This is a genomic window from Chryseobacterium sp. W4I1, assembly GCF_030816115.1.
In the GTDB taxonomy this organism is placed as follows: Bacteria; Bacteroidota; Bacteroidia; order Flavobacteriales; family Weeksellaceae; genus Chryseobacterium.
The window spans coordinates 1,972,568-1,992,222 of sequence record NZ_JAUSXQ010000001.1; the positions used below are offsets into that span (position 1 = coordinate 1,972,568).

At 35.7% G+C, this 19,655-nt stretch carries 21 protein-coding genes; 11 read left to right on the plus strand and 10 right to left on the minus strand.

What is annotated here, in order from left to right:
* The first annotated feature begins 5 nt into the window (after nt 1-5).
* The 5 genes from QF044_RS09165 (at nt 6) to QF044_RS09185 (ending at nt 4,428) form a co-directional block, all read left to right on the plus strand.
* Nucleotides 6-1,184, plus strand: a complete 1,179-nt coding sequence (locus QF044_RS09165) for a hypothetical protein (protein ID WP_307266050.1) — start codon at nt 6-8, stop codon at nt 1,182-1,184.
* Between the two features lie 16 nt (nt 1,185-1,200).
* Nucleotides 1,201-1,902: a hypothetical protein gene (locus tag QF044_RS09170; RefSeq protein WP_307266052.1), complete on the plus strand. Its 702-nt coding sequence runs from the start codon at nt 1,201-1,203 to the stop codon at nt 1,900-1,902.
* Between the two features lie 223 nt (nt 1,903-2,125).
* Entirely contained in the window at nt 2,126-2,620 is a 495-nt protein-coding gene (locus tag QF044_RS09175) for a MepB family protein (protein ID WP_307266054.1), read from the plus strand.
* Nucleotides 2,621-2,756: 136 nt separating this feature from the next.
* Nucleotides 2,757-3,623 carry a helix-turn-helix domain-containing protein gene (locus QF044_RS09180; RefSeq protein ID WP_307266056.1) on the plus strand — a complete coding sequence of 289 codons (867 nt, stop codon included), beginning with the start codon at nt 2,757-2,759 and terminating at the stop codon, nt 3,621-3,623.
* Nucleotides 3,624-3,690: 67 nt separating this feature from the next.
* The gene (locus tag QF044_RS09185; RefSeq protein ID WP_307266057.1) at nt 3,691-4,428 is read left to right on the plus strand and encodes an SDR family oxidoreductase; all 738 of its coding nucleotides are present in this window, start codon (nt 3,691-3,693) and stop codon (nt 4,426-4,428) included.
* A gap of 156 nt (nt 4,429-4,584) precedes the next feature.
* On the opposite strand, the gene cphA is transcribed toward QF044_RS09185, so the two are convergent.
* Nucleotides 4,585-7,215 carry a cyanophycin synthetase gene (gene cphA, locus QF044_RS09190; protein ID WP_307266058.1) on the minus strand — a complete coding sequence of 877 codons (2,631 nt, stop codon included), beginning with the start codon at nt 7,213-7,215 and terminating at the stop codon, nt 4,585-4,587.
* A gap of 202 nt (nt 7,216-7,417) precedes the next feature.
* Between cphA and QF044_RS09195 the strand changes: the two genes are divergently transcribed.
* The 3 genes from QF044_RS09195 to QF044_RS09205 all read left to right on the plus strand — a co-directional run bounded on the left by QF044_RS09195 (nt 7,418) and on the right by QF044_RS09205 (nt 9,584).
* Nucleotides 7,418-8,305, plus strand: coding sequence for a cyanophycinase (locus tag QF044_RS09195; RefSeq protein ID WP_307271977.1), 888 nt, complete (start codon nt 7,418-7,420; stop codon nt 8,303-8,305).
* Between the two features lie 103 nt (nt 8,306-8,408).
* Nucleotides 8,409-9,251 (plus strand): isoaspartyl peptidase/L-asparaginase, encoded by an 843-nt coding sequence (locus QF044_RS09200; RefSeq protein ID WP_307266059.1) that lies wholly within the window; start codon nt 8,409-8,411, stop codon nt 9,249-9,251.
* Nucleotides 9,252-9,347: 96 nt separating this feature from the next.
* A complete protein-coding gene (locus tag QF044_RS09205) occupies nt 9,348-9,584 on the plus strand; it encodes a YtxH domain-containing protein (protein ID WP_307266061.1) in 237 nt (78 codons plus the stop codon).
* A gap of 150 nt (nt 9,585-9,734) precedes the next feature.
* Here the strand turns inward: QF044_RS09205 and QF044_RS09210 are convergent, their stop codons facing one another.
* The 9 genes from QF044_RS09210 to QF044_RS09250 form a co-directional block, all read right to left on the minus strand.
* A complete protein-coding gene (locus QF044_RS09210; RefSeq protein ID WP_307266062.1) occupies nt 9,735-10,526 on the minus strand; it encodes a bifunctional 2-polyprenyl-6-hydroxyphenol methylase/3-demethylubiquinol 3-O-methyltransferase UbiG in 792 nt (263 codons plus the stop codon).
* Nucleotides 10,527-10,617: 91 nt separating this feature from the next.
* The gene (locus tag QF044_RS09215) at nt 10,618-11,265 is read right to left on the minus strand and encodes a GNAT family N-acetyltransferase (RefSeq protein WP_307266064.1); all 648 of its coding nucleotides are present in this window, start codon (nt 11,263-11,265) and stop codon (nt 10,618-10,620) included.
* 23 nt (nt 11,266-11,288) lie between these two features.
* Nucleotides 11,289-12,134 carry a PH domain-containing protein gene (locus QF044_RS09220; RefSeq protein WP_307266065.1) on the minus strand — a complete coding sequence of 282 codons (846 nt, stop codon included), beginning with the start codon at nt 12,132-12,134 and terminating at the stop codon, nt 11,289-11,291.
* Between the two features lie 13 nt (nt 12,135-12,147).
* Nucleotides 12,148-13,044, minus strand: coding sequence for a PH domain-containing protein (locus tag QF044_RS09225; protein WP_307266067.1), 897 nt, complete (start codon nt 13,042-13,044; stop codon nt 12,148-12,150).
* Nucleotides 13,045-13,131: 87 nt separating this feature from the next.
* Nucleotides 13,132-13,668 carry a PH domain-containing protein gene (locus tag QF044_RS09230; protein WP_307266068.1) on the minus strand — a complete coding sequence of 179 codons (537 nt, stop codon included), beginning with the start codon at nt 13,666-13,668 and terminating at the stop codon, nt 13,132-13,134.
* 195 nt (nt 13,669-13,863) lie between these two features.
* Entirely contained in the window at nt 13,864-15,213 is a 1,350-nt protein-coding gene (hisS, locus tag QF044_RS09235) for a histidine--tRNA ligase (protein ID WP_307266069.1), read from the minus strand.
* A gap of 189 nt (nt 15,214-15,402) precedes the next feature.
* The gene (locus tag QF044_RS09240) at nt 15,403-16,506 is read right to left on the minus strand and encodes a T9SS type A sorting domain-containing protein (RefSeq protein ID WP_307266070.1); all 1,104 of its coding nucleotides are present in this window, start codon (nt 16,504-16,506) and stop codon (nt 15,403-15,405) included.
* 332 nt (nt 16,507-16,838) lie between these two features.
* Nucleotides 16,839-17,294: an HRDC domain-containing protein gene (locus tag QF044_RS09245; RefSeq protein ID WP_307266071.1), complete on the minus strand. Its 456-nt coding sequence runs from the start codon at nt 17,292-17,294 to the stop codon at nt 16,839-16,841.
* Nucleotides 17,295-17,309: 15 nt separating this feature from the next.
* On the minus strand, nt 17,310-17,642 hold the full coding sequence (locus QF044_RS09250; RefSeq protein ID WP_307266072.1) for a single-stranded DNA-binding protein: 333 nt from the start codon (nt 17,640-17,642) through the stop codon (nt 17,310-17,312).
* 170 nt (nt 17,643-17,812) lie between these two features.
* Here QF044_RS09250 and QF044_RS09255 point away from each other — a divergent pair, with 170 nt between their 5' ends.
* From QF044_RS09255 to QF044_RS09265, 3 genes are read left to right on the plus strand one after another with little or no spacing between them, the layout of a single operon-like run.
* The gene (locus QF044_RS09255) at nt 17,813-18,727 is read left to right on the plus strand and encodes an arginase family protein (RefSeq protein ID WP_307266074.1); all 915 of its coding nucleotides are present in this window, start codon (nt 17,813-17,815) and stop codon (nt 18,725-18,727) included.
* Nucleotides 18,724-19,032 (plus strand): hypothetical protein, encoded by a 309-nt coding sequence (locus QF044_RS09260; RefSeq protein WP_307266076.1) that lies wholly within the window; start codon nt 18,724-18,726, stop codon nt 19,030-19,032. The genes QF044_RS09255 and QF044_RS09260 overlap by 4 nt, the downstream gene beginning before the upstream one ends.
* A gap of 17 nt (nt 19,033-19,049) precedes the next feature.
* Nucleotides 19,050-19,652: an HPP family protein gene (locus QF044_RS09265; protein ID WP_307266079.1), complete on the plus strand. Its 603-nt coding sequence runs from the start codon at nt 19,050-19,052 to the stop codon at nt 19,650-19,652.
* Nucleotides 19,653-19,655 lie beyond the last annotated feature (3 nt).

Here is a 19,655-nt window from a genome sequence, read left to right on the forward strand (position 1 = left end):
AAAATATGATCCCAAAATACAGAAAACAGTTCAATCAGGAGTTTTCCCAGGAAAAATACGAACAGCTTAAAGGTATTCTTACACATAAAGGCGGCATGGAACCGGGCTTCAGAATTTCAGAAAGCCCCATTTTCCTCTCAAAAGAATTTAAGAATAAACTTCTTGATGCCAGTGAAAGTATAATTGACCAGATCAAGGAAATTCCGGAAGAAGTCCTTTATAAAGCGGTCCCGGATAATTGCAAGGTTCCTAATGACACAAAGCAACCTCACTTTTTTACGATAGATTTTGGGATCTGCCGAAGTGAAAACGGAGAAATAGAGCCGCAGCTGATCGAGCTACAGGCTTTTCCCTCACTGTATGCTTTTCAAAAGACTTTTGAAGAAACCTTTTGTGAGGTCTACCCTTTTCTGTCTGAGATTAAAAACAAAATGCCCAATGATGAATTTAAAAATCACTTAAAAGAACTTATCGTAGGAGACGAGAATCCTGAGAATGTTATTTTGCTTGAGATATTTCCAGAGAAGCAGAAAACAGCAATAGATTTTGCATTAACAGAAAAGTTACTGGGAATAAAAACAGTATGCCTGACGAAAGTAAAGAAAGAAGGCAGAAAATTGTTTTACGAGAACAGTGGAGAGTCCGTTGAAATAAAAAGGATCTACAACCGTGTTATCTTTGATGAATTAGATAGAATCCCGGATTTAAAAACCGGATTTGATTTCCGTGAAGATGTTGATGTAAAATGGATCACTCACCCCAACTGGTTCTTTAAGATCTCAAAGTTTCTTCTTCCTATGCTGAAACATCAGTTTGTTCCTAAAAGTTACTTCCTGCACGAGTTTCCGGAGCATGAAAGTTTAGAAAATTTTGTTCTGAAACCTTTATTTTCATTTGCAGGAAGCGGAGTGAATTTAGATCCGACAAAAGAAATTACAGAAGCTATTGAAGATAAAGAAAACTATATTCTACAGCGGAAAGTAACTTATGAACCTATTTTTGAAGATATTAACGGAGACTTTTCAAAAGCAGAAATAAGGCTTCTTTATATCTGGCACGAAAATGCAGATCGTCCTATTCTGCTGGAAAATCTGGGAAGAATGACCAAAGCTGCCATGGTGAATGTAGACTTTAATAAGAAAGATGCGATTTGGATTGGGAGTTCTAATGCATTCTTTGAATAAAAAAACAAATGAACAAATGATAGAAAAAATAGCGATTTTAGGTGATTTTAATCCTGCACATTACACTTTACACCAATTAAATAACACAACGAGGGATGTCCAGAAAGTCTTAAAAAAAGAGATTCAATTTGATTGGATCGCCACCGATATTTTTGATTCAAAAATTGTATTTGAAAAACAAAACTATAAAGGTTTATGGGTAGCACCCGGAAGTCCGTATAAGGATAGGAATGGTGTACTTAATGCCATCCACTATGCAAGGGAAAACAGGATTCCAACTTTTGGAAATTGTGGAGGATTCCAACACATGATTATAGAATTCGCCCAGAATGTATGTGGTATACAAAATGCCGGCAATGAAGAAACAGACCCTACAAGCCCAGATCTTCTGATAAAAAAATTAGCATGTTCCTTAAGAGGTGAGGAAGAAATTCTTAATATCACTGAAAAAAACAGCTTTCTGTACCAAATCTTAAAACAGGATACACTTTTAGGAAAATACAACTGCAGCTATGGACTTAACGATCTATATATTAATAAATTAAGAGATCATGGAATGGTATTCACATCGATTTCTAAGGATGGAAATTACAGATCATTTGAAATTACAGATCATCCTTTTTTTGTTGGAACATTATTCCAACCCGCTTTGACTTTTACCCTTGAAGCCCCAAACCCATTAATCATTGAGTTTGTAAAGAAGTCATTGAATCTTTAAATACTTCAGTAAAATAGTATAAACAAGAGTTGAATTCATAATGAAATCAACTCTTATTATAGCTATAAACTTAAGGCCAATAAAGTGAAACAAGATAATACGCTCATTTTTTTGTAATTTGTTTTTTGGATATAAATAATAACTTAACAATAAGCTTTTTGCTTTATAGAAACTTTACTGTATTAGAAGATAACTCTTATACAGTAAATAAAAATGATTTTATATGCATCTTAAAAATGTTGATGAACTAATTTTTCAGCCGCTTGGGTTGAAACTTTTAAATATGGAAGAAGATAGAGAATCCAGTGAATATTCGGGCTGCAGTTTTATGTTAGACCGCTTGAATATTAAATTCCGTACATCTAAAATAACGCCGACCAAGACCGGGCAGTTCGTCACCATCTGGAAGCGGGATGAAAACGGAGAAACGGCTCCTTTTGATTCAGATGATCCTTATGATTTCTATCTGATTTCAGGATCCAGAGACAATAATAGAGGTATTTTCATATTTCCTAAAGAGATTCTGGTAGAAAAAGGAATTCTGTCTCATGGGAAAAAAAAGGGAAAAAGAGGAATCCGGGTTTATCCAAGTTGGGATCCTGCAGAAAGCAAACAGGCCATGGCGACTCAAAAATGGCAGACAGCCTATTTTCTTGATCTATCTCAGGATGAAGAATCATATCTTTCAAAAGCTAAGTTATTATTTAATTTACAATAAGAACAGCTTAGCGATTAGTGAGGCACTGGATAAAGCTGAAGAAGAGATATAAATTGAAATCAAGCAGGGATAATTTTATAAATTTCCGATACAAAAAGATTAGAAGCAATCCTATGCAACCATTAATCTATACAATATGCAAAAACATGACAGCATACAACAGCACGATAAGTCAGGCATACAATTCAACTCAACTGAAAACCCTTATCTATCTGCTGATATCCAACAAAAAATTCTTCAGCCTCGTAAGTTGTCTTCATATTTTATTGTGTTAATTGAAAGTGGCTCCATCAAATATAAATTGGACTTGCAGGACATTACCCTAACAGCCGGACAATTGCTTTTTGCAATACCTAATCAGATTTTTATACCTCCGGATAAGGCAGATCATCTTAAATATTTTAAGGTACTGTTTGATGAAAACACTTTGGCATTGCTTCCACAACAATTTTCTTTTTTAGTTAACCCTTTAAACAGACAAAAAATAATTCTTGACGATTTCACAAGGCAACGTGTACAAAAAGTTTTTGAAATTTTAAATCAATTACTTCAAACAGATAAAAACCAACCAGACACAGAAATAGTATTGGCTTATTTGAACTCATTATTGGCAGAATTAAATAGCGCTTATTTCAAAAACAAAGAGCCCATAAATATTTTAAACACCAACTTGTCAAAATTTATTGAGTTTAAATTGGTTGTAGAAACACATCTCATTGAGCAACCGTCTATCCATACAATTGCTGAAAAATTAGCTCTGACCACTAATAGCCTATATCGTATTGTAAAAGAATATTCAGGAGTTTCCCCCAAGAATTTTTTTACCAGCCGTTTGATGATAGAAGCACAACGAAAACTGCATTATTCAAACCTTTCGGTAAAAGAATTGGCTTACGAATTAGGATTTAATGACGCTGATTATTTTTCTAAACTTTTCAAAAAATGTACAGGGCAAAGCGTAACTGAATTTTTAGGAAACACTCAGGATTTGTCGGGTAAATAAAGTGATTTGTCCATCTCCCTTCTTATTGAGCACGATACATTTGCTTCATTAATTTTAAAACAAAAAAATGAAAACAGCATTAGTAACAGGAGCTAACAAAAGCATTGGCTTTGAAGTTGTAAAGCAACTTGTTCAAAAAGGAATTTATGTTTACCTCGGCAGTCGTAACTTACAAAACGGTGTGGAAGCCATTGATCAATTGAAAGCTGAGGGGCTAAACAATGTAGAAGCTATTCAGCTTGACATTACGGATGATGAATCAGTGAAAAATGCCCGCCTAGAAATAGGCAAAAAAACAAAAGTACTGGACATACTTATCAATAATGCGGGTATTTATGGTGGTTACCCACAAACTGTTCTCGATGCAACTATTGACCAGTTTAAGGCAACTTATGATGCAAATGTTTATGGCGTAGTAAGAGTTACGCAGGCATTTATTGATTTACTTAAGAAGTCGTCAGAACCCCGTATTGTAAATGTAAGCTCAAGCCAAGGGTCAATTACCCTGCACAGCGACCCAGCATATAAATACTACGATTACAAAGGTGTTGTATATCTTTCTTCAAAATCAGCTATGAATATGATTACCGCTGTTTTGGCTTATGAACTAAAAGATACCGCTTTCAAAATAAATGCAGTTTGTCCCGGATATACCAAAACAGATTTCAACGGTCATCGTGGGCCAGGAAGTATCGAAGATGCTGGAAAACGAATTGTAAAATATGCTTTGATTGACAAAGACGGAGCCACAGGTAAATTTTTTAGTGAAGAAAATAATCCTGAAACTGGTGAAATACCCTGGTAAAAACCAATACAACAGAATTATTTACTACATTAAAATGAGTAACATTTTCACAAAGAACTGAAACACAAAAGGTATTCATAAAACATTGCATTTAAACTATTTAAAACAAAAAAAACGGCTGAAAGTTCAGCCGTTTCTATATAAATTATGTATTCTTTATAAATTTTTATCATCTTCCATAAGCTCACGAGTTTGATACTCCTGTACAAGGTCGATCGCATTAGATATCACATCACTTAAAGCGGTAATAAAAGTCCCGTCTTCAGCCATTCCCATAGCGTGTTTTAAGGCTTCAATCTCTTTAGGAATAATTTCATAGCTCACATCTCTTCCTGCTTCATTGATCCCATCGATGATCAGTCCATTAATCTCTTCTTCAGTTCTTCCTCTAAGATGCTTTTCATTTCTAATAATAATATAGTCGAACATTCTTCCTGCAATTTTCCCACACTCCCTGATATCATTGTCTCGTCTGTCACCTACGCCGGAAATAATACCTATTTTTTTTGTAGACTCCACATTTTTAAGATAATCTTCGATCGCTTCATAGCCTGAAGGATTATGAGCAAAATCAATCAGCACTTTGAAGCTTTTGAATTTAAAAACATTCAGTCTTCCCGGTGTAAGCTGGGCACTCGGAATAAAAGTTCTCAGAGAATTGGAAATATCTTCAATGGCAAAACCGTAAAGATAACTAGCCAAACTGGCTGCCAGAACATTTTCAATCATAAATCTGGCCTTCCCCTCCATTGTAATCGGGAAGTCTTTGGCTTTTCCTATTCTGATCTTCCAGTCGCCCTTTTTAATGGTTACAAAACCCTCCTCGTAAACACAGGTAATTCTTCCTTCTTTAGCAAATTTTACAATGTGAGGATTATTTTCATCCATACTGAAAATGGCAACTTTGCTGTCAAGATCATTGATGATCTTCATAGAATATTCGTTGTCTGCATTCAGGACGCTCCAGCCGTTTTTCTTTACACTGTCCAGAACAACTCTCTTTACCTTAGTAAGGTCTTTCAGGTTATGAATATCATTCATTCCCAAATGATCTTCTTCAATATTGGTTAAAACTCCGATATCACATTGTGAATATCCTAAACCTGAACGCAGGATTCCGCCTCTGGCAGTTTCCAGAACAGCAAATTCTACAGTAGGATCTTTTAGTACGAACTCAGCAGAAAGCGGCCCTGTCGTATCTCCTTTTGAGAGCATCGTATTTTGGATATAAATCCCGTCAGAAGTAGTGAAACCTACTCTATAACCGTTGCTTTTTACAATATGGGAAATCAGCCTCGTTGTTGTTGTTTTCCCATTCGTACCTGTTACGGCAATAATCGGAATTGTGTAAGGTTTTCCGGGAGGATACAGCATATCCACTACCGGCGCAGCTACATTCCTTGGAAGACCTTCACTTGGTGCCAGGTGCATTCTGAATCCAGGCGCAGCATTTACTTCTATGATCGCTGCTCCGCTCTCTTTTAATGGTTGTGTAAGGTTTTCAGCCATAATATCAATACCGCAGACATCCAAACCTATAATTTTGGACACTCTTTCAGCCATTGTTATATTTTCCGGATGCACCATATCTGTAACGTCTATGGAGGTTCCTCCTGTAGAAAGATTAGCCGTTGACTTCAGATAAACAACTTCTCCTTTTTGAGGAACTGTTTCAAGGGTATACTGAAGCTTTTCAAGAAGTTCCGAGGTATCCTTGTCTACTTCTATTTCAGTAAGGACATTTTCATGACCATAGCCTCTTCTCGGATCACTGTTTTCTTTATCGATCAGCTGCTGAAGATTAAGTTCTCCGTCACCTACTACATGAGCCGGAACCCGCCTTGCGGCAGCAACCATTTTATTATTGATGACCAAAACCCTGAAATCATATCCGGTAATGTATTTTTCTACAATTACTTTTCTTGAATATTTTTGGGCATGTTCCAGTCCTATTTTTGCGGCTTCCCAATCATTTACATTGATGGAAGAACCTTTTCCGTGGTTTCCGTCCAATGGCTTTAAAACGATAGGATAACCTATTTTTCTTATAATCTCTGTTAAACCTTCCTCATCTACAACCAGATCTCCAATAGGAACAGGAATAGCAGCATCATGAAGCATTTTTTTTGTCAGTTCCTTATTGCATGCAATATCCACTGCAATAGAACTTGTTTTTCCGGTAATTGTAGCCTGAAAACGTTGTTGATTCACACCATAACCTAACTGTACCAAAGAATTGGTCCCTAATCTGATCCAAGGGATTCTTCTGGAAACAGCTTCCTCTACAATACTTCCCGTAGAAGGCCCAAGGCGGACACGTTCCCTGATTTCTTTTAATTTATGAATACAGGCCTGAATATCATATTCCTTATTTTCAATAAGAGCTTCTGCTATTTTCACCGCTTCTTCAGCAGCATAGATTCCGGCATTTTCTTCAATATAATTAAAGACTACATTATATATTCCGGGTGTTTTTGTTTCCCTGGTTCTTCCGAAACCTACATCCATACCCGCCAGAGTCTGTATCTCCAATGCTATATGTTCAATCACATGTCCCATCCAGGTTCCTGTTTCAATCCTGTGAAAAAAACCACCTTCTACTCCTTCTGAACATCTGTGGGTAAACAGGGATGGAATCAGTTTTTCTATTCTTTCACGGAAGCCGTCTATCTTATTGGTAGGATAATTTTCCATTTCTTCCAGGTCCAGTCTCATCTGTATCAGCTTCTTTCTTCTGATACTCCAGATATTTGGTCCACGCAGTGCCTGTATCTTCTCAATTTTCATAATCTGTTTGCATTTTTATCAGTTAACAATAACTCCTTCAAAAATCAAAGATAATGTAAAAGCCTAAATGAAACTATACCACATTTAAAGATTTCTCAAAAAAAATTTAAAAAAAATTAACTATTCTAAAACATTAAAAATCAATTTAAATGTGGTATTAATTTCGTCAAATATTAATTATTTTTTAAATTTGTACCCTATGATGAAACCCGTTGGAAAATTAATAGTTATCGGAGGCGCTGTAAACAAAGGAAGTTTTGCAGAAACCGATTTCGACCAGAATATTGAAAAAAATCTTAACTTTTTTGAAAGAGGAATTTTGCGAAAGATTATAAATGAATCCAAGCATAAGGAAAATTCAGTCATTGAAGTAGTCACTACAGCATCCCAGATCCCCCAGATCGTAGGTACGGAATATAAAAAAGCTTTTGAATTTTTAGGAGCCAAAAATGTGAATATTCTTGATATTCATAACCGTGAGGAAGCTAATTCTGATGCTATGGTGGCCAGAGCCAATGCTGCAGATGTAATGATGTTTACCGGCGGTGATCAGTTGAGATTAACCTCTATTCTGGGTGGTACAAGATTTCATGATACCATTTTATTAAAATACCAAGAGCAGGATTTTATCTATTCCGGAACGTCTGCAGGTGCTGCAGCTGCCTCTGAAAATATGATCTACCAGGGAAGCAGCTCTGAAGCTCTTCTGAAAGGCGAGATCAAAACAACACAGGGACTTGGCCTTATAGATAATGTCATCATCGATACGCATTTCGTGCAGAGAGGAAGAATCGGGCGTCTTTTTCAGGCAGTTGTCAACAATCCGAGAACATTAGGAATCGGACTTGGAGAAGATACCGGACTTTTTATCCATAATGATGTAATGACTGCCGTAGGTTCCGGTCTGGTGATCCTTGTGGACGGAAGATTCATTAAAGATACCAACCTTACGAACATCAACCTCGGCGAGCCTATTTCAATTGATAATCTAACGGTACATGTAATGTCTATGAATGATCATTATGATCTTACCACGAAAAAATTAACCATCGAGAATTCTCAGTTTAACCCGATACCGCAGGATAAATAAAAAGTAAAATAGTTAATGGTAAATTGTAAATTCATTAGCCATAGTTCTATACTTAACTTTAAAAATTGACCATCGACTTTTCACAATTGACAAATACAATATTATGAAAATAATCATCCACGGCGGTTTTTTCTCAGAAAGCGACCAAAGCCATGAAATTAAAACTGCAAAACAGGACTCTTTAAAACAAATAGTACAGAAATCTTTTGAATATCTTCAGACAAATTCGGCCTTTGATACTGCAGCCTATGCAGTCTCGCTTCTGGAAAATGATCCGCTTTACAATGCAGGAGTCGGCTCGCAGATCCAAAGTGATGGCGTAATTCGTATGAGCGCAGCTATCATGGATGGGCAAACACAGAAGTTAAGCGGTGTGATCAATCTTCAGGATGTGAAAAATCCAGTTTTTGTAGCGAAAGAACTGATTAAAGAAGATGACCGGGTTTTAGGTGGAAAAGGAGCCAAGATCTATGCAACTGAACATGGTTTTGAAAATTTTTCTACTGAAATTCCACAAAGAAGAAGTGAATATGAGGCTAAGCTGAATAACGGCGGAAAAGGAACCGTAGGCTGTGTAGCTTTCGACAAAGAGGGAAAACTGGCTGTAGCAACATCTACCGGTGGAAAAGGTTTTGAAATCCCGGGAAGAATTTCAGATTCGGCCACGGTAGCAGGAAATTATGCCAATGCTTTCTGTGCAGTAAGCTGTACAGGGGTTGGAGAGGATATTGTAAGCAATGCCACAGCCGCAAAAATAGTGACCCGAACTACAGACGGCATGAGTCTGGAACAAGCTTTTAGCAAGACATTTGAAGAACTTAAAACAATAGATGGATTTGCCGGAGCTATCGCAATCGATAAGGATGGAAATATCTATCATCAGGATTCTTATCCTACAATGGTCTTTGCAAGTTTTGATGGAGATCATTTTGAAGTTTTTCAATAATTTTAACATTTATTTATCATCTGATTGAATTTTTTGGCACGTATTTTACATGTTTAATAATAACAAATTTTAATACAACATTTAAAAATAGAAATCATGGGAAATAAGACAAAAGGATTATTAGCTTTATTAGGTATCGGTGCATTAGCATTCTGGAAATACAAAAATTCAACTCCGGAAGAGCAGCAGGCAGTAAAAGATAAAATCAATAATGCTAAAGACAATCTAAACAAATGGGGAAGTGATATTAAAAGCAAAGCCAATGACGTTGCTTCACAGGTTCAAAATAAAGTAGACGATGCTAAAACAAAAGCTGAGGATTCTTTAAGCTAAAAGCAAATTAGTTTTTTTAACATTCATATATAGAAAGTCATCATAGTCTTAGATTATGATGACTTTTTTGTATTACAATCTAATATTTTAATACATACTTTATTAATAGTAAACTTTAATTTTTGAACTAATAATATTCACATTTTAATTTTACTTCTTTGTCCCTTTTAAACTATAAACCAGAGGCATTTTATTGCCTAGTTTAGAAATTCTCCATTTCCCTTTTTCAAACTCCTCCACATGACTGAAACAAGGATATGGCGACCAGTCAAACTCCTGGAAGACTTCAAGAACAATATTATTGTCTATCAGATTCTGCAAAACTTCGGCTAATGAATGATTCCACATCACATATTCCTGAACGATATCCGCCGCCTTATCTGCATAGGTTCCTTCATAAGTTTCCACAATAGGCTTTTTATTAAAATAACTGTAAGCTATTTTTGTAAAATCATCGTCAAACATCCAGACAGCAGGATGAAATTCTGCCATTATAAATTGACCGCCCGGCTTCAGAAAATGACTGATGACTCCCGCCCATTTATTAAGATCAGGAAGCCAGCCGATGGTACCATAACTTGTATAAACAATGTCAAACTTCTGATCAAGAATATCAGGCAGGCTATAAACATCTGAACAGATAAATTTTGTACTGGTCCCGCATTTATCGGTAAGACCTTGCGCAGCCTCAATAGCTTTATCTGATAAATCTGCACCTATAACTTCTGCCCCTAATCTTGAAAGCGAAATAGAATCCTGTCCAAAATGACACTGCAAATGCAGAATATTCTTGCCTTTTATCTCTCCAAGAAGCTCAAGCTCTATAGAATTTAGTGAACTTCGACCTTCCAAAAATTCATTTACAAAATAGAAATCTGATTTCAGATGTGGATCTACTTTGGCATTCCATGAGTTTTTATTGATTTCCAGATAGTTTTCCATGGTTGTTATTTTCGTTGATAAAATAGAGTTTTTAATTTTTTTTGAGATTAATTATGATGCTTGGATTGATAAATAGTTTGTATTTTACTGATCAATCATTTTCAGTAATAACAATTGAAGTGTACAGGCTGTAGAGTTTCCATCCCATTTTTTCATAGACTGCCTTTCCCTGTTCTGTTGCCACCAGAAAATTATTGGAAATACCTTTTGACAAAGCAATTTTTTCAAGCTCTCTTATTAAAAAGCCAGCGAGACCTTTTCTTCGGTAAGCTTCTTCCGTTACAATTCTGTCGTAAACAGCTAGATCATCTAGCAGCACAATACGGCCAATGGAAGCCTGCTCACCACTTTCAGCAATGATTTTGACTACCGTTGTGGAATTATATTCTTCATGTTCGATTCGATAATCTTCACAAAGACTTGTACCAGAGCTTTTCATCGGCCTGAAACAGTACATCATATAACCTTGAGGCTGTACGATCCATTTTTCCGATACCTTACCTTTTACCTCATCAGGAGAACTGCAGACTTTGAGATAAATCCAGGGATCATTAATCTGTTCTGAAAGTTCAACAAAGTCATCATTGAGTTCAGAAAAAACATATCTTATTTTTTGCTTTTCCTCTCCTACTTCTATTTTAAAACCTGATTTATATCTAACGGGCATTGGCAGTTTCCTGGACAACGACCAAGCTTTCAGCCATTTTTCTACCATATCACGGGATATTTTGGTTTCCATGCTTTTGCCGTTCTATTTATGAATTATGAAAGCTGATCCAGCAATTTCTTTTTCTGTTCTGCAAATTCTTCTTCAGTCAAAATTCCGTTTTCCCTTAATTTACCCAGTTTTTCAAGCTGTTCAAAAATAAGACCGGAGGCTTCTTCCTTTGCCGGAGCTGTCTGCTGTTGAATTTTTTTCTGATTATAAATTTTATTGATAAATCCATAAAACCTTTCTGCATCCAGCCTGTCATAGAAACATTCAAATTCAATCACTCTATCTTTTGTATGGAGTTTGATTACCGGGGATATAGAACTGCTTACAAAACTCACTTCTGTGATCGTTTCGTTAGGGTATTCGTTCACCTTTACCGGTGAGAACATAGCTTTTGAGACAGAAACGATTCTTTTCGGGGTTACCAATAAAATTCCGGCATCTACAGTCTTCAAGAACTGCGCGTCCGTAGCAGCAAGAATTACTTCATCTATGGCAAGAATACGGGGTAGTTCTTTGATTTCTCCTTTTGTAAACATAGACAGATTGGCCCCTACCTGCTCCAGCTGATATTTTATTTCCTTCAATCTTCTTTTATAAAGATCATGAGGCATATCGTTGGACTCTGTAAACTGAACCAGACTTTCGATCTTCACTACCTCTGCTTTTTGTTTGGTCTGTAGCGTCTCCGATTCAATTTTTCCTGTTTGCACAATATTTTTGATATCATTGATACTGAAAGCATTCAGATTATACAGAAGTTCCTGATGAATGTTACTTACTTTATCCAGGCATTTATTGCATAGATTACCTCCATCCGAAAGTTTATTTTCTCCTAGCAGGGTATCTATTGAAGTCAGCTCGGCATTACATAATGCACAGGTATTGCTCATCTTTTATAATATTTTAAAGTTTAGCCAGCAGCTTTTTCTTTTGTTCTGCAAATTCTTCTTCCGTCAGTACACCCATTTCCCGTAGCTTCCCCAATTTTTCAAGCTGTTCAAAAATTACGGCAGAATCTTCTTTCTGTTCAGAAACCGGATGAATAGGTGGAGGCTGTATTGTTTGCTGTTGTTGTATCTTAGCTTGGATTTGATCTTCAGGACGGCCGATGTAGTCCTGTATGGCATCAAAGAAGTTTTTTGCTGCACTTTTTATATACAGTTTAAACTCAGCAGTAAAACCCGGCGTGTACACCTTTAAGGTAGAAGACATCAGACTGGTGTCATGCTGTACTGAACTGACTTTATGAAGCGGAAATTCGTTTTCAAACACACCTCCAAAAAACTTTTTATCAACGAAAATAATCCTTCTTTCTGTTGAAACTACAATTCCGTCCAGATTATTATGAAGATATTTTCCTTCTGCAATCGCAATAAGTTTTTCATCTTTATCAAGGACATTCGCCAACTCCTCTACTTCACTGTTCACTAAAAGGCTAAGTTTAGCACCTGTGGCTACAATTTGGTCTTTGATTTCATCAAGTCTGGAAGGTTCATCAGGCGTGTATGTGAATTGAATACTTTGAGACGGAGTCTCAACAATCCGGGGATGGGCAATTTGTATGGTTTGAAATTGTTCAGTTTCGATAGCCAATTCCTGTTCTAGGCCTTCATTAAGTAGCATATTTCTTATTTGGGTAATATTATAATTTCCAAGGTCAGATACAAGATCTTTATTGATATTGGTGGTTTTATTCAAGCATTTATTACAGAGAATTCCTCCATCTGAAAGCTTATTTTCGCCTAACAGCGTATCCATAGAGGTAAGCGGAGTTCCGCATAAAGAACATTCAGTGCTCATTTGGTTTTATGTTTAATAGTTTAGTAATTAATGCCAGGTATTTGCATTAATCCAAATTACAAATTTGTACTTACAATAAAGCTCATATTACAATTTTTCAAGTATTTTTTTCTTTTGTAAAGAAAATTCTTCGTCTGTTAAAATTCCACTTTCCTTTAATCTTCCCAACTGTTCCAATTGATCTAAGGCTGTAGGTTCAGATTGATTTTGAAAATATTCTTTAGGGCGAGCCATAAAATCCCTTACTTTTTCACAGAATAATTCGGCATAATATTTTCCAACACCATCAATCTCCAGAATATTATCAGAAATATGAATGTCTATTGAGGCCAGCATCAAAGACTTTTCATACTGTATGGAACTTACTTTATCATAAGAAAAATCTTCTACTTTCAGTCCATACATAAATTCTTTGTCCACAAAAATCAGTCTTCTGTCTGTGGCTACTAAAATGATATGATGATTGGTCATTTTATTTCTTCCCTCAATCAAATACACTATTTTTTCATTTTCTGAAAGCACTTCCGGTAGTGCACGAATTTCTTTTCTGGCAAAAATGGTAGTATTGATATCTAATATTTCCAGTTCATCTTTTATTTCGTCAAGTCTTGATTTTTCACTCATTATTTGTTTTTATAAATGGCTAATATTACAAATTTAATTTTTTTCTAAAATACAGAAAACCATAATGCTATTATTTATACGAAATATTAAATCTAGTGATAATCTATTTACCTGTAAATGGGCTTAGGCTTATAATGAAACAGGAAGCATTACCAATTGGTAATGCTTCCTGTTTTATATTTTTAGATCTTTAGATTATCCTAAAAATTCTTCCAAAGAAACTGTTTTCTGTTCTCCGGCTGTAAGATCTTTAAAAGTAACCGTCCCATTCTTGATCTCCTCTTCTCCTAAGAAAACAAGATTTTTAATTCCTTTTTTCTCTGCATAGGTAAACTGTTTGTTCAGTTTTGAGTTTTCAGGGTAAAGTTCAGCAGAGATACCTTTCTCTCTTAGCTTCATAATCAGTTTTAAAGCTTCTACAGTTCCTTCTGTGCCGAAATTAGCAAAAAGATATTCGACTTGAGTTGAGGCTTCCTGAGGGAAAAGATCAAGTTCTTCCATTACCAGATAAACCCTGTCCAAACCAAATGAAATCCCAATTCCCGGAATATTTTTAAGCCCGAAAACCTCAGTCAGATTATCGTATCTTCCACCGCCGCCGATAGATCCCATCGCTACCTCATCTGCTTTCACTTCAAAAATAGCTCCGGTGTAATAATCAAGACCTCTGGCCAGCGTAATATTGAACACAAGATTCTGCATATCTACTCCAAGATTCAGAGATTGAGTAAGAACAAATTCAAGCTCTTCTACTCCTTTCAGCCCAATTTCATTGTCTGCAAACTTCTCTTTTAGCTGAAGAAGATTTTCCAGTGCATCATCTGACTGATTGAATAAAAATTCTAATTTATCAATTGACTCCTGAGAAATTTCTCTTTCCAATAATTCCTTCACAACACCTTCTTTCCCAATCTTGTCAAGTTTGTCCAAAGCCACAGTAAATTCTATCAGCTTATCTGTAATACCAGCGTATTCTGCCAAACCGGAAAGGATCTTTCTGTTGTTCATATGAATGGTAACAGGGATTTTAAGATCTGAGAACGATTTAAGATACAGCTGAACTAAATCCACTTCCTGTAATAAGCTTTCACTTCCCACTACATCAGCATCGCATTGATAAAACTCTCTGAATCTCCCTTTTGCAGGTCTATCAGCTCTCCAAACAGGCTGGATTTGATAACGTTTAAATGGAAATACCAATTGGCCATGATTCATAGAAACATACCGTGCAAAGGGAACCGTAAGATCATATCTTAAAGCTTTCTCTGAAATTTTCTTTGTTAGTCCCTGATGATTTTCAACACTTAATTCTTCTGCAGAAACCTTATCCAAATAGTTTCCCGAATTTAATATTTTAAAGATCAATCGATCCCCTTCCTCTCCATACTTCCCTGTCAGTGTTGAAAGGTTTTCAAAGCTTGGAGTTTCTAAAGGCTGGAATCCAAATAATTCAAAATTCTTCTGTAAAGTATTGATTATATATCTTCTTCTTGAAACTTCTAATGCGGAAAAATCACGTGTTCCTCTTGCTAAACTTGGCTTCATTTGCTGTATATCATTTTGATGTATGCAAAAATAAGGAATTGAAAGGACTTTTCCGAAACATAAAAGGCTGAAGCAGTAATCTTCCATTTAAGTTGCTCCTTAATCCGTCACCATGTTGTTTCTGCTTGAGCTTTACCCGAAAGAACGTCTGCAATACTCCTGGAAATCAGATTTCCTTCGTTTTTAAACTTACTTTTTAATAATCTTATTTTGAACCTTCTTCCCATTTTCAAAGGTAAATTCTACGAAATAATTTCCATGGATCAATTTATTCATGCTTATTGAAGTGATTTTCCTGTCTTGTTCAGACTGAACCAACTTACCATCAACAGCATAAATAATTACTTTCACAACATTTATTTTTGAATTAATGTACAAAACATCACTTACCGGATTTGGATAAAAGTTAAAATCTTTATCACTAGAAACTTCATTTACAGACAGACAGCTTGATGAGTTTACAGTTACAGGTAAACGAGTTGTGCTTTCGCATGCTCCCACCACCTGAGAAGCATAGTAAGTTGTACCATCAACTAACACCGTTGTATCAGGAAGCAAGTTTCCTCCTGTCGGGGCATCATACCACTGTATGTTCGACCCTGTAACGACAAGGTTCGCCAAAGTCTGTGACGAACAAAAACTTTGTGATGAGTTTCCTGTAGGAGCCGGAGTATTTCCCTCACAGATTTGAAAAATCACATGGTCTAAAAAAGCAAAATTTCCAGCCTGATTAATATTATTTTTTACTCCTTTAAAATTTACTCGATTCGTGCCTGCAGGAAGAAGGATATTTTTGGTAACCCATTGACTGGCTGTTGGTGTAAAAAAAGAAGGAATCGTGCCACCGGTATTTAATTCTCCTGTCTTACCAATTTCATAATCGTGAATTAGAGTATATGTTTGTCCGCCGTCAGTTGAGTACTCTAGCAATATATGATCATCTGCAAAAATTGTCTGAATAGCAGCTGGCATAGTGTATCGATTAGCAGCTGCAAATTGAAATGAAACACCAACAGGTGCGTTATTGGGATTGTTTAAAACCGGTGACTTGACATTATAGGTAGAGAGTCCCAGGCTGTTATAAAAATTATACATTAAACTTCCACCTGTTCCTCCATTCGGAGAATCTACTGATGTATTTTCAACGACAATTACGGAAGGGTTAGAATAATCCCATTGAGATTGAGTGGCAGTACCGCCAAAATCTTCAGTGTATGGAAGGTTTACTTGAGCTCCAATTACTATTGGGAAAAATGCGAAAAGCTTAAAAAATCTAAAATAATTCTGTTTCATATAATATAGCATTAAATTTTTAAATGTCTTAAAATTGATGGAATCAATATTAAGACTATGTTTATCTATTTTAAAGACATTGACTTTTAAAATTCGCGAAATATAAAAGAATGAAATTTTAAAAGGCTAGAAATCAGCTATAGAAACAAAAAAACAGAAAGCTAAATTTCAGGAAAATTATTCAATTCATTTTAGCAATTTCCTTATTTGGCTTGTTAACAAGCATAGGTTGGCCTAATGCAGCTTCCTAATTTGGATTATGATTATAAAAAAAGCTGAAGAAGTAATCTTCTCCAGCTTTCGATGCATTATCATTGTTCAGTCTGAAAAAATCAGACACTTTCCAGGATCTCAAGAATTTCTTCACCATAATTTTCTATCTTATGCTTTCCGAAACCTTTAATCTCAAGCAGTTCTTCCTTTCTGGCAGGTTTATACTTGGCTACAGACATCAATTCTTTATTGCTTGCGATGAAGTAGATCGGGAGATTCTGTTCTTTAGCCTTCTCAGATCTCCAGTATTTCAGGGCATTTAGAATTTGTTCTTCATCAAAGCTTAAAGCATCATTTTCTACAGAGTATTTCACTGCCTTTGGCTCTTTCACCGTACTTTTTATAGTTTTAAGTTCTTCAAAGTAGAGGATTACGGACCAATAACTTTCTTCGTTTACAAAAGCAGTTTCTACTTTTATAATTTCATTCAATTCCAGGAAATGATCAAGCATTTTCTGATCTTTATAGAGAAATTCTTCTGGAAGTCTGATTTTAAAAACTTTTACTTTCATCATCTGTATTTTTAGAATTTATTTTCCACCTAACAGAAGAATTTCATCTACTCTTATTTCGGTAATATACCGCTTAACGCCATCTTTATCATCATATGATCTGTACGTAAGCTTTCCTTCAATGGCAATCTCTTTTCCTTTCGGTGCATACTTTTGAAGTATTTCAGCTGTTTTTCCAAAAGCAATCAGGTTGTGCCATTGTGTTTCCTCTACTTTTTCTCCTTTGGCATTGGTATAATGATCGCTGGTTGCCAGAGATACACTTGCCTTTAGACTTCCGCTTTCGAAGTTTACTGTTTCAACTTCTTTTCCTGTGTAACCAATTAATGTTACTTTGTTTCTTAGTGACATAGCTTTAAAATTTTAAGATTAATAATTCAGATAAGAGACGTTCACTGTCTTTCTCAAATCTCTGTTGCAAAGATTGTTACACTGCAGCACTTTAATCGGTTATAAACTATTTAAATTCGTTTGTAGTCGTTTGCAAACGAATATTTCCGTATCTTTGATAAAATGAACCTATGAAAAAGAGCATCAGCATTTTCGAGTTTCCTTTTAATCTTGGGCTCACTAAAAAAGAGCATGAGATGGAACCGGGAGTAAAAAAACTGCCTGACTGGCTCAGAAAGTTTGGTTTTCATGAAGGAATCAATCCCAAAAGTATTTTCAGACTGGAAGCTCCGGAATATGCAATGGATTTTAATAAAGAAACGGGAGTTAAAAATCCTCACCAGATTATCGAGTATGCAAAAAAACAATGTGAGCTTATTCTAAAAAATTTTAATAAAGATACCTTTCACCTGATGTTGGGCGGTGATTGCAGTATCCTGATTGGAAGTGCTCTTGCATTAAAGCGCCTTGGGAATTTTGGTTTATTTTATCTTGACGGTCATACAGACTATATTCCGCCAAAGCTCTCTCCCAGCGGAGGTGTTGCAGGAATGGATTTGGCAATTGTTTCAGGATTGGGGCATCAAAAACTGACTAATATTGATGGTCTCAAACCATATTTCCGGGAAGAGCATATTTTCTGTGTGGGAAATGCGGAAACGGATGATGATGAATACGTGGGGCAAATTCAAAATTCCAGAATTCATTATTTTGACCTGGAGAATCTAAGGAAGAATGGCTTTAGAAAAACTTCAGAAGATTTTCTGACAATGGTAGAAAAAAAGAACCTCGATGGATTTTTTATCCATTTTGATGTAGATGTATTGAAAGATGAAATTATGCCCGCTGTAGACAGCAGAATGGAAGACGGAATTGATTATGAAAATTTAAAAGAGATAATGCAGCCATTGATAGCGGATGAAAGATGCTTTGGACTAGAAATCACTATCCTGGATCCTGATTATGATACAGAAGGAATTTATACCCAAACTTTTATTGAAAATTTAATTCAAATTATAAATAAACCTGGCAAAAACTTAATATGAAAAAAATTACCAGAATATGGCACGGAGTTGTTAATGCTGAAAAAGCAAATGAATATCTGAGATATGTTGAAGAGACGGGTATTTTACAGTATAAAAATACCCCAGGAAATCTTTCAGCAAAAATACTGAGAAAAAAAGACAAGGAAATCTGTCATTTTTTTACCGTTACCGAATGGGACTCTTATGAAAGTATCAGGAAATTTGCAGGAGATGATTATGAAAAGGCGAAATATTATCCTGAAGACAAAAGGTTTTTACTGGAATTTGAGGAAAATGTAAGCCATTATGAAACTTTCGAATATTGATTAAACAGAAATAAATTTTGAAGAAAACAATAAAAAGAACATTTAGAGTTTCCAAGTATGTAATCTATAAAGAAACTCTGGTTGATTATAAGGAGCACTTCTGGTCATTCCTGGGAGCATTTGTTGGAATAGGGCTTATTGCCTTTATTCAGTCGCATTCTGTATCAGCCACTGAAAATATATTCCTGATCGGTTCTTTCGGAGCCTCCAGTGTTTTGATCTATGGTGCTATTCAGAGTCCTTTGGCTCAGCCAAGAAACCTGGTAGGCGGACATGTAATTTCTGCCATTGTAGGGGTTACCATATATAAGATCGTTCCTGACATCATCTGGATATCCGCACCATTGGCCGTAGCTTTTTCTATTGTACTGATGCAGTATACGAAAACACTTCATCCACCCGGAGGTGCAACAGCTCTCATCGCAGTAAGTTCTGTAGGGAAAATTCCCGAATTAGGTTATTGGTATGTTGTTTCTCCTGTTTTGTCAGGCTGTATCATACTTTTGCTTGTTGCTCTTTTATTCAATAATATAACATCGAACAGAAGCTACCCTTCCCACAGCAGGTTTAAACGGTTATTAAGAAAAAAACATCAACATACACACAAAATGAAAAAATAACAG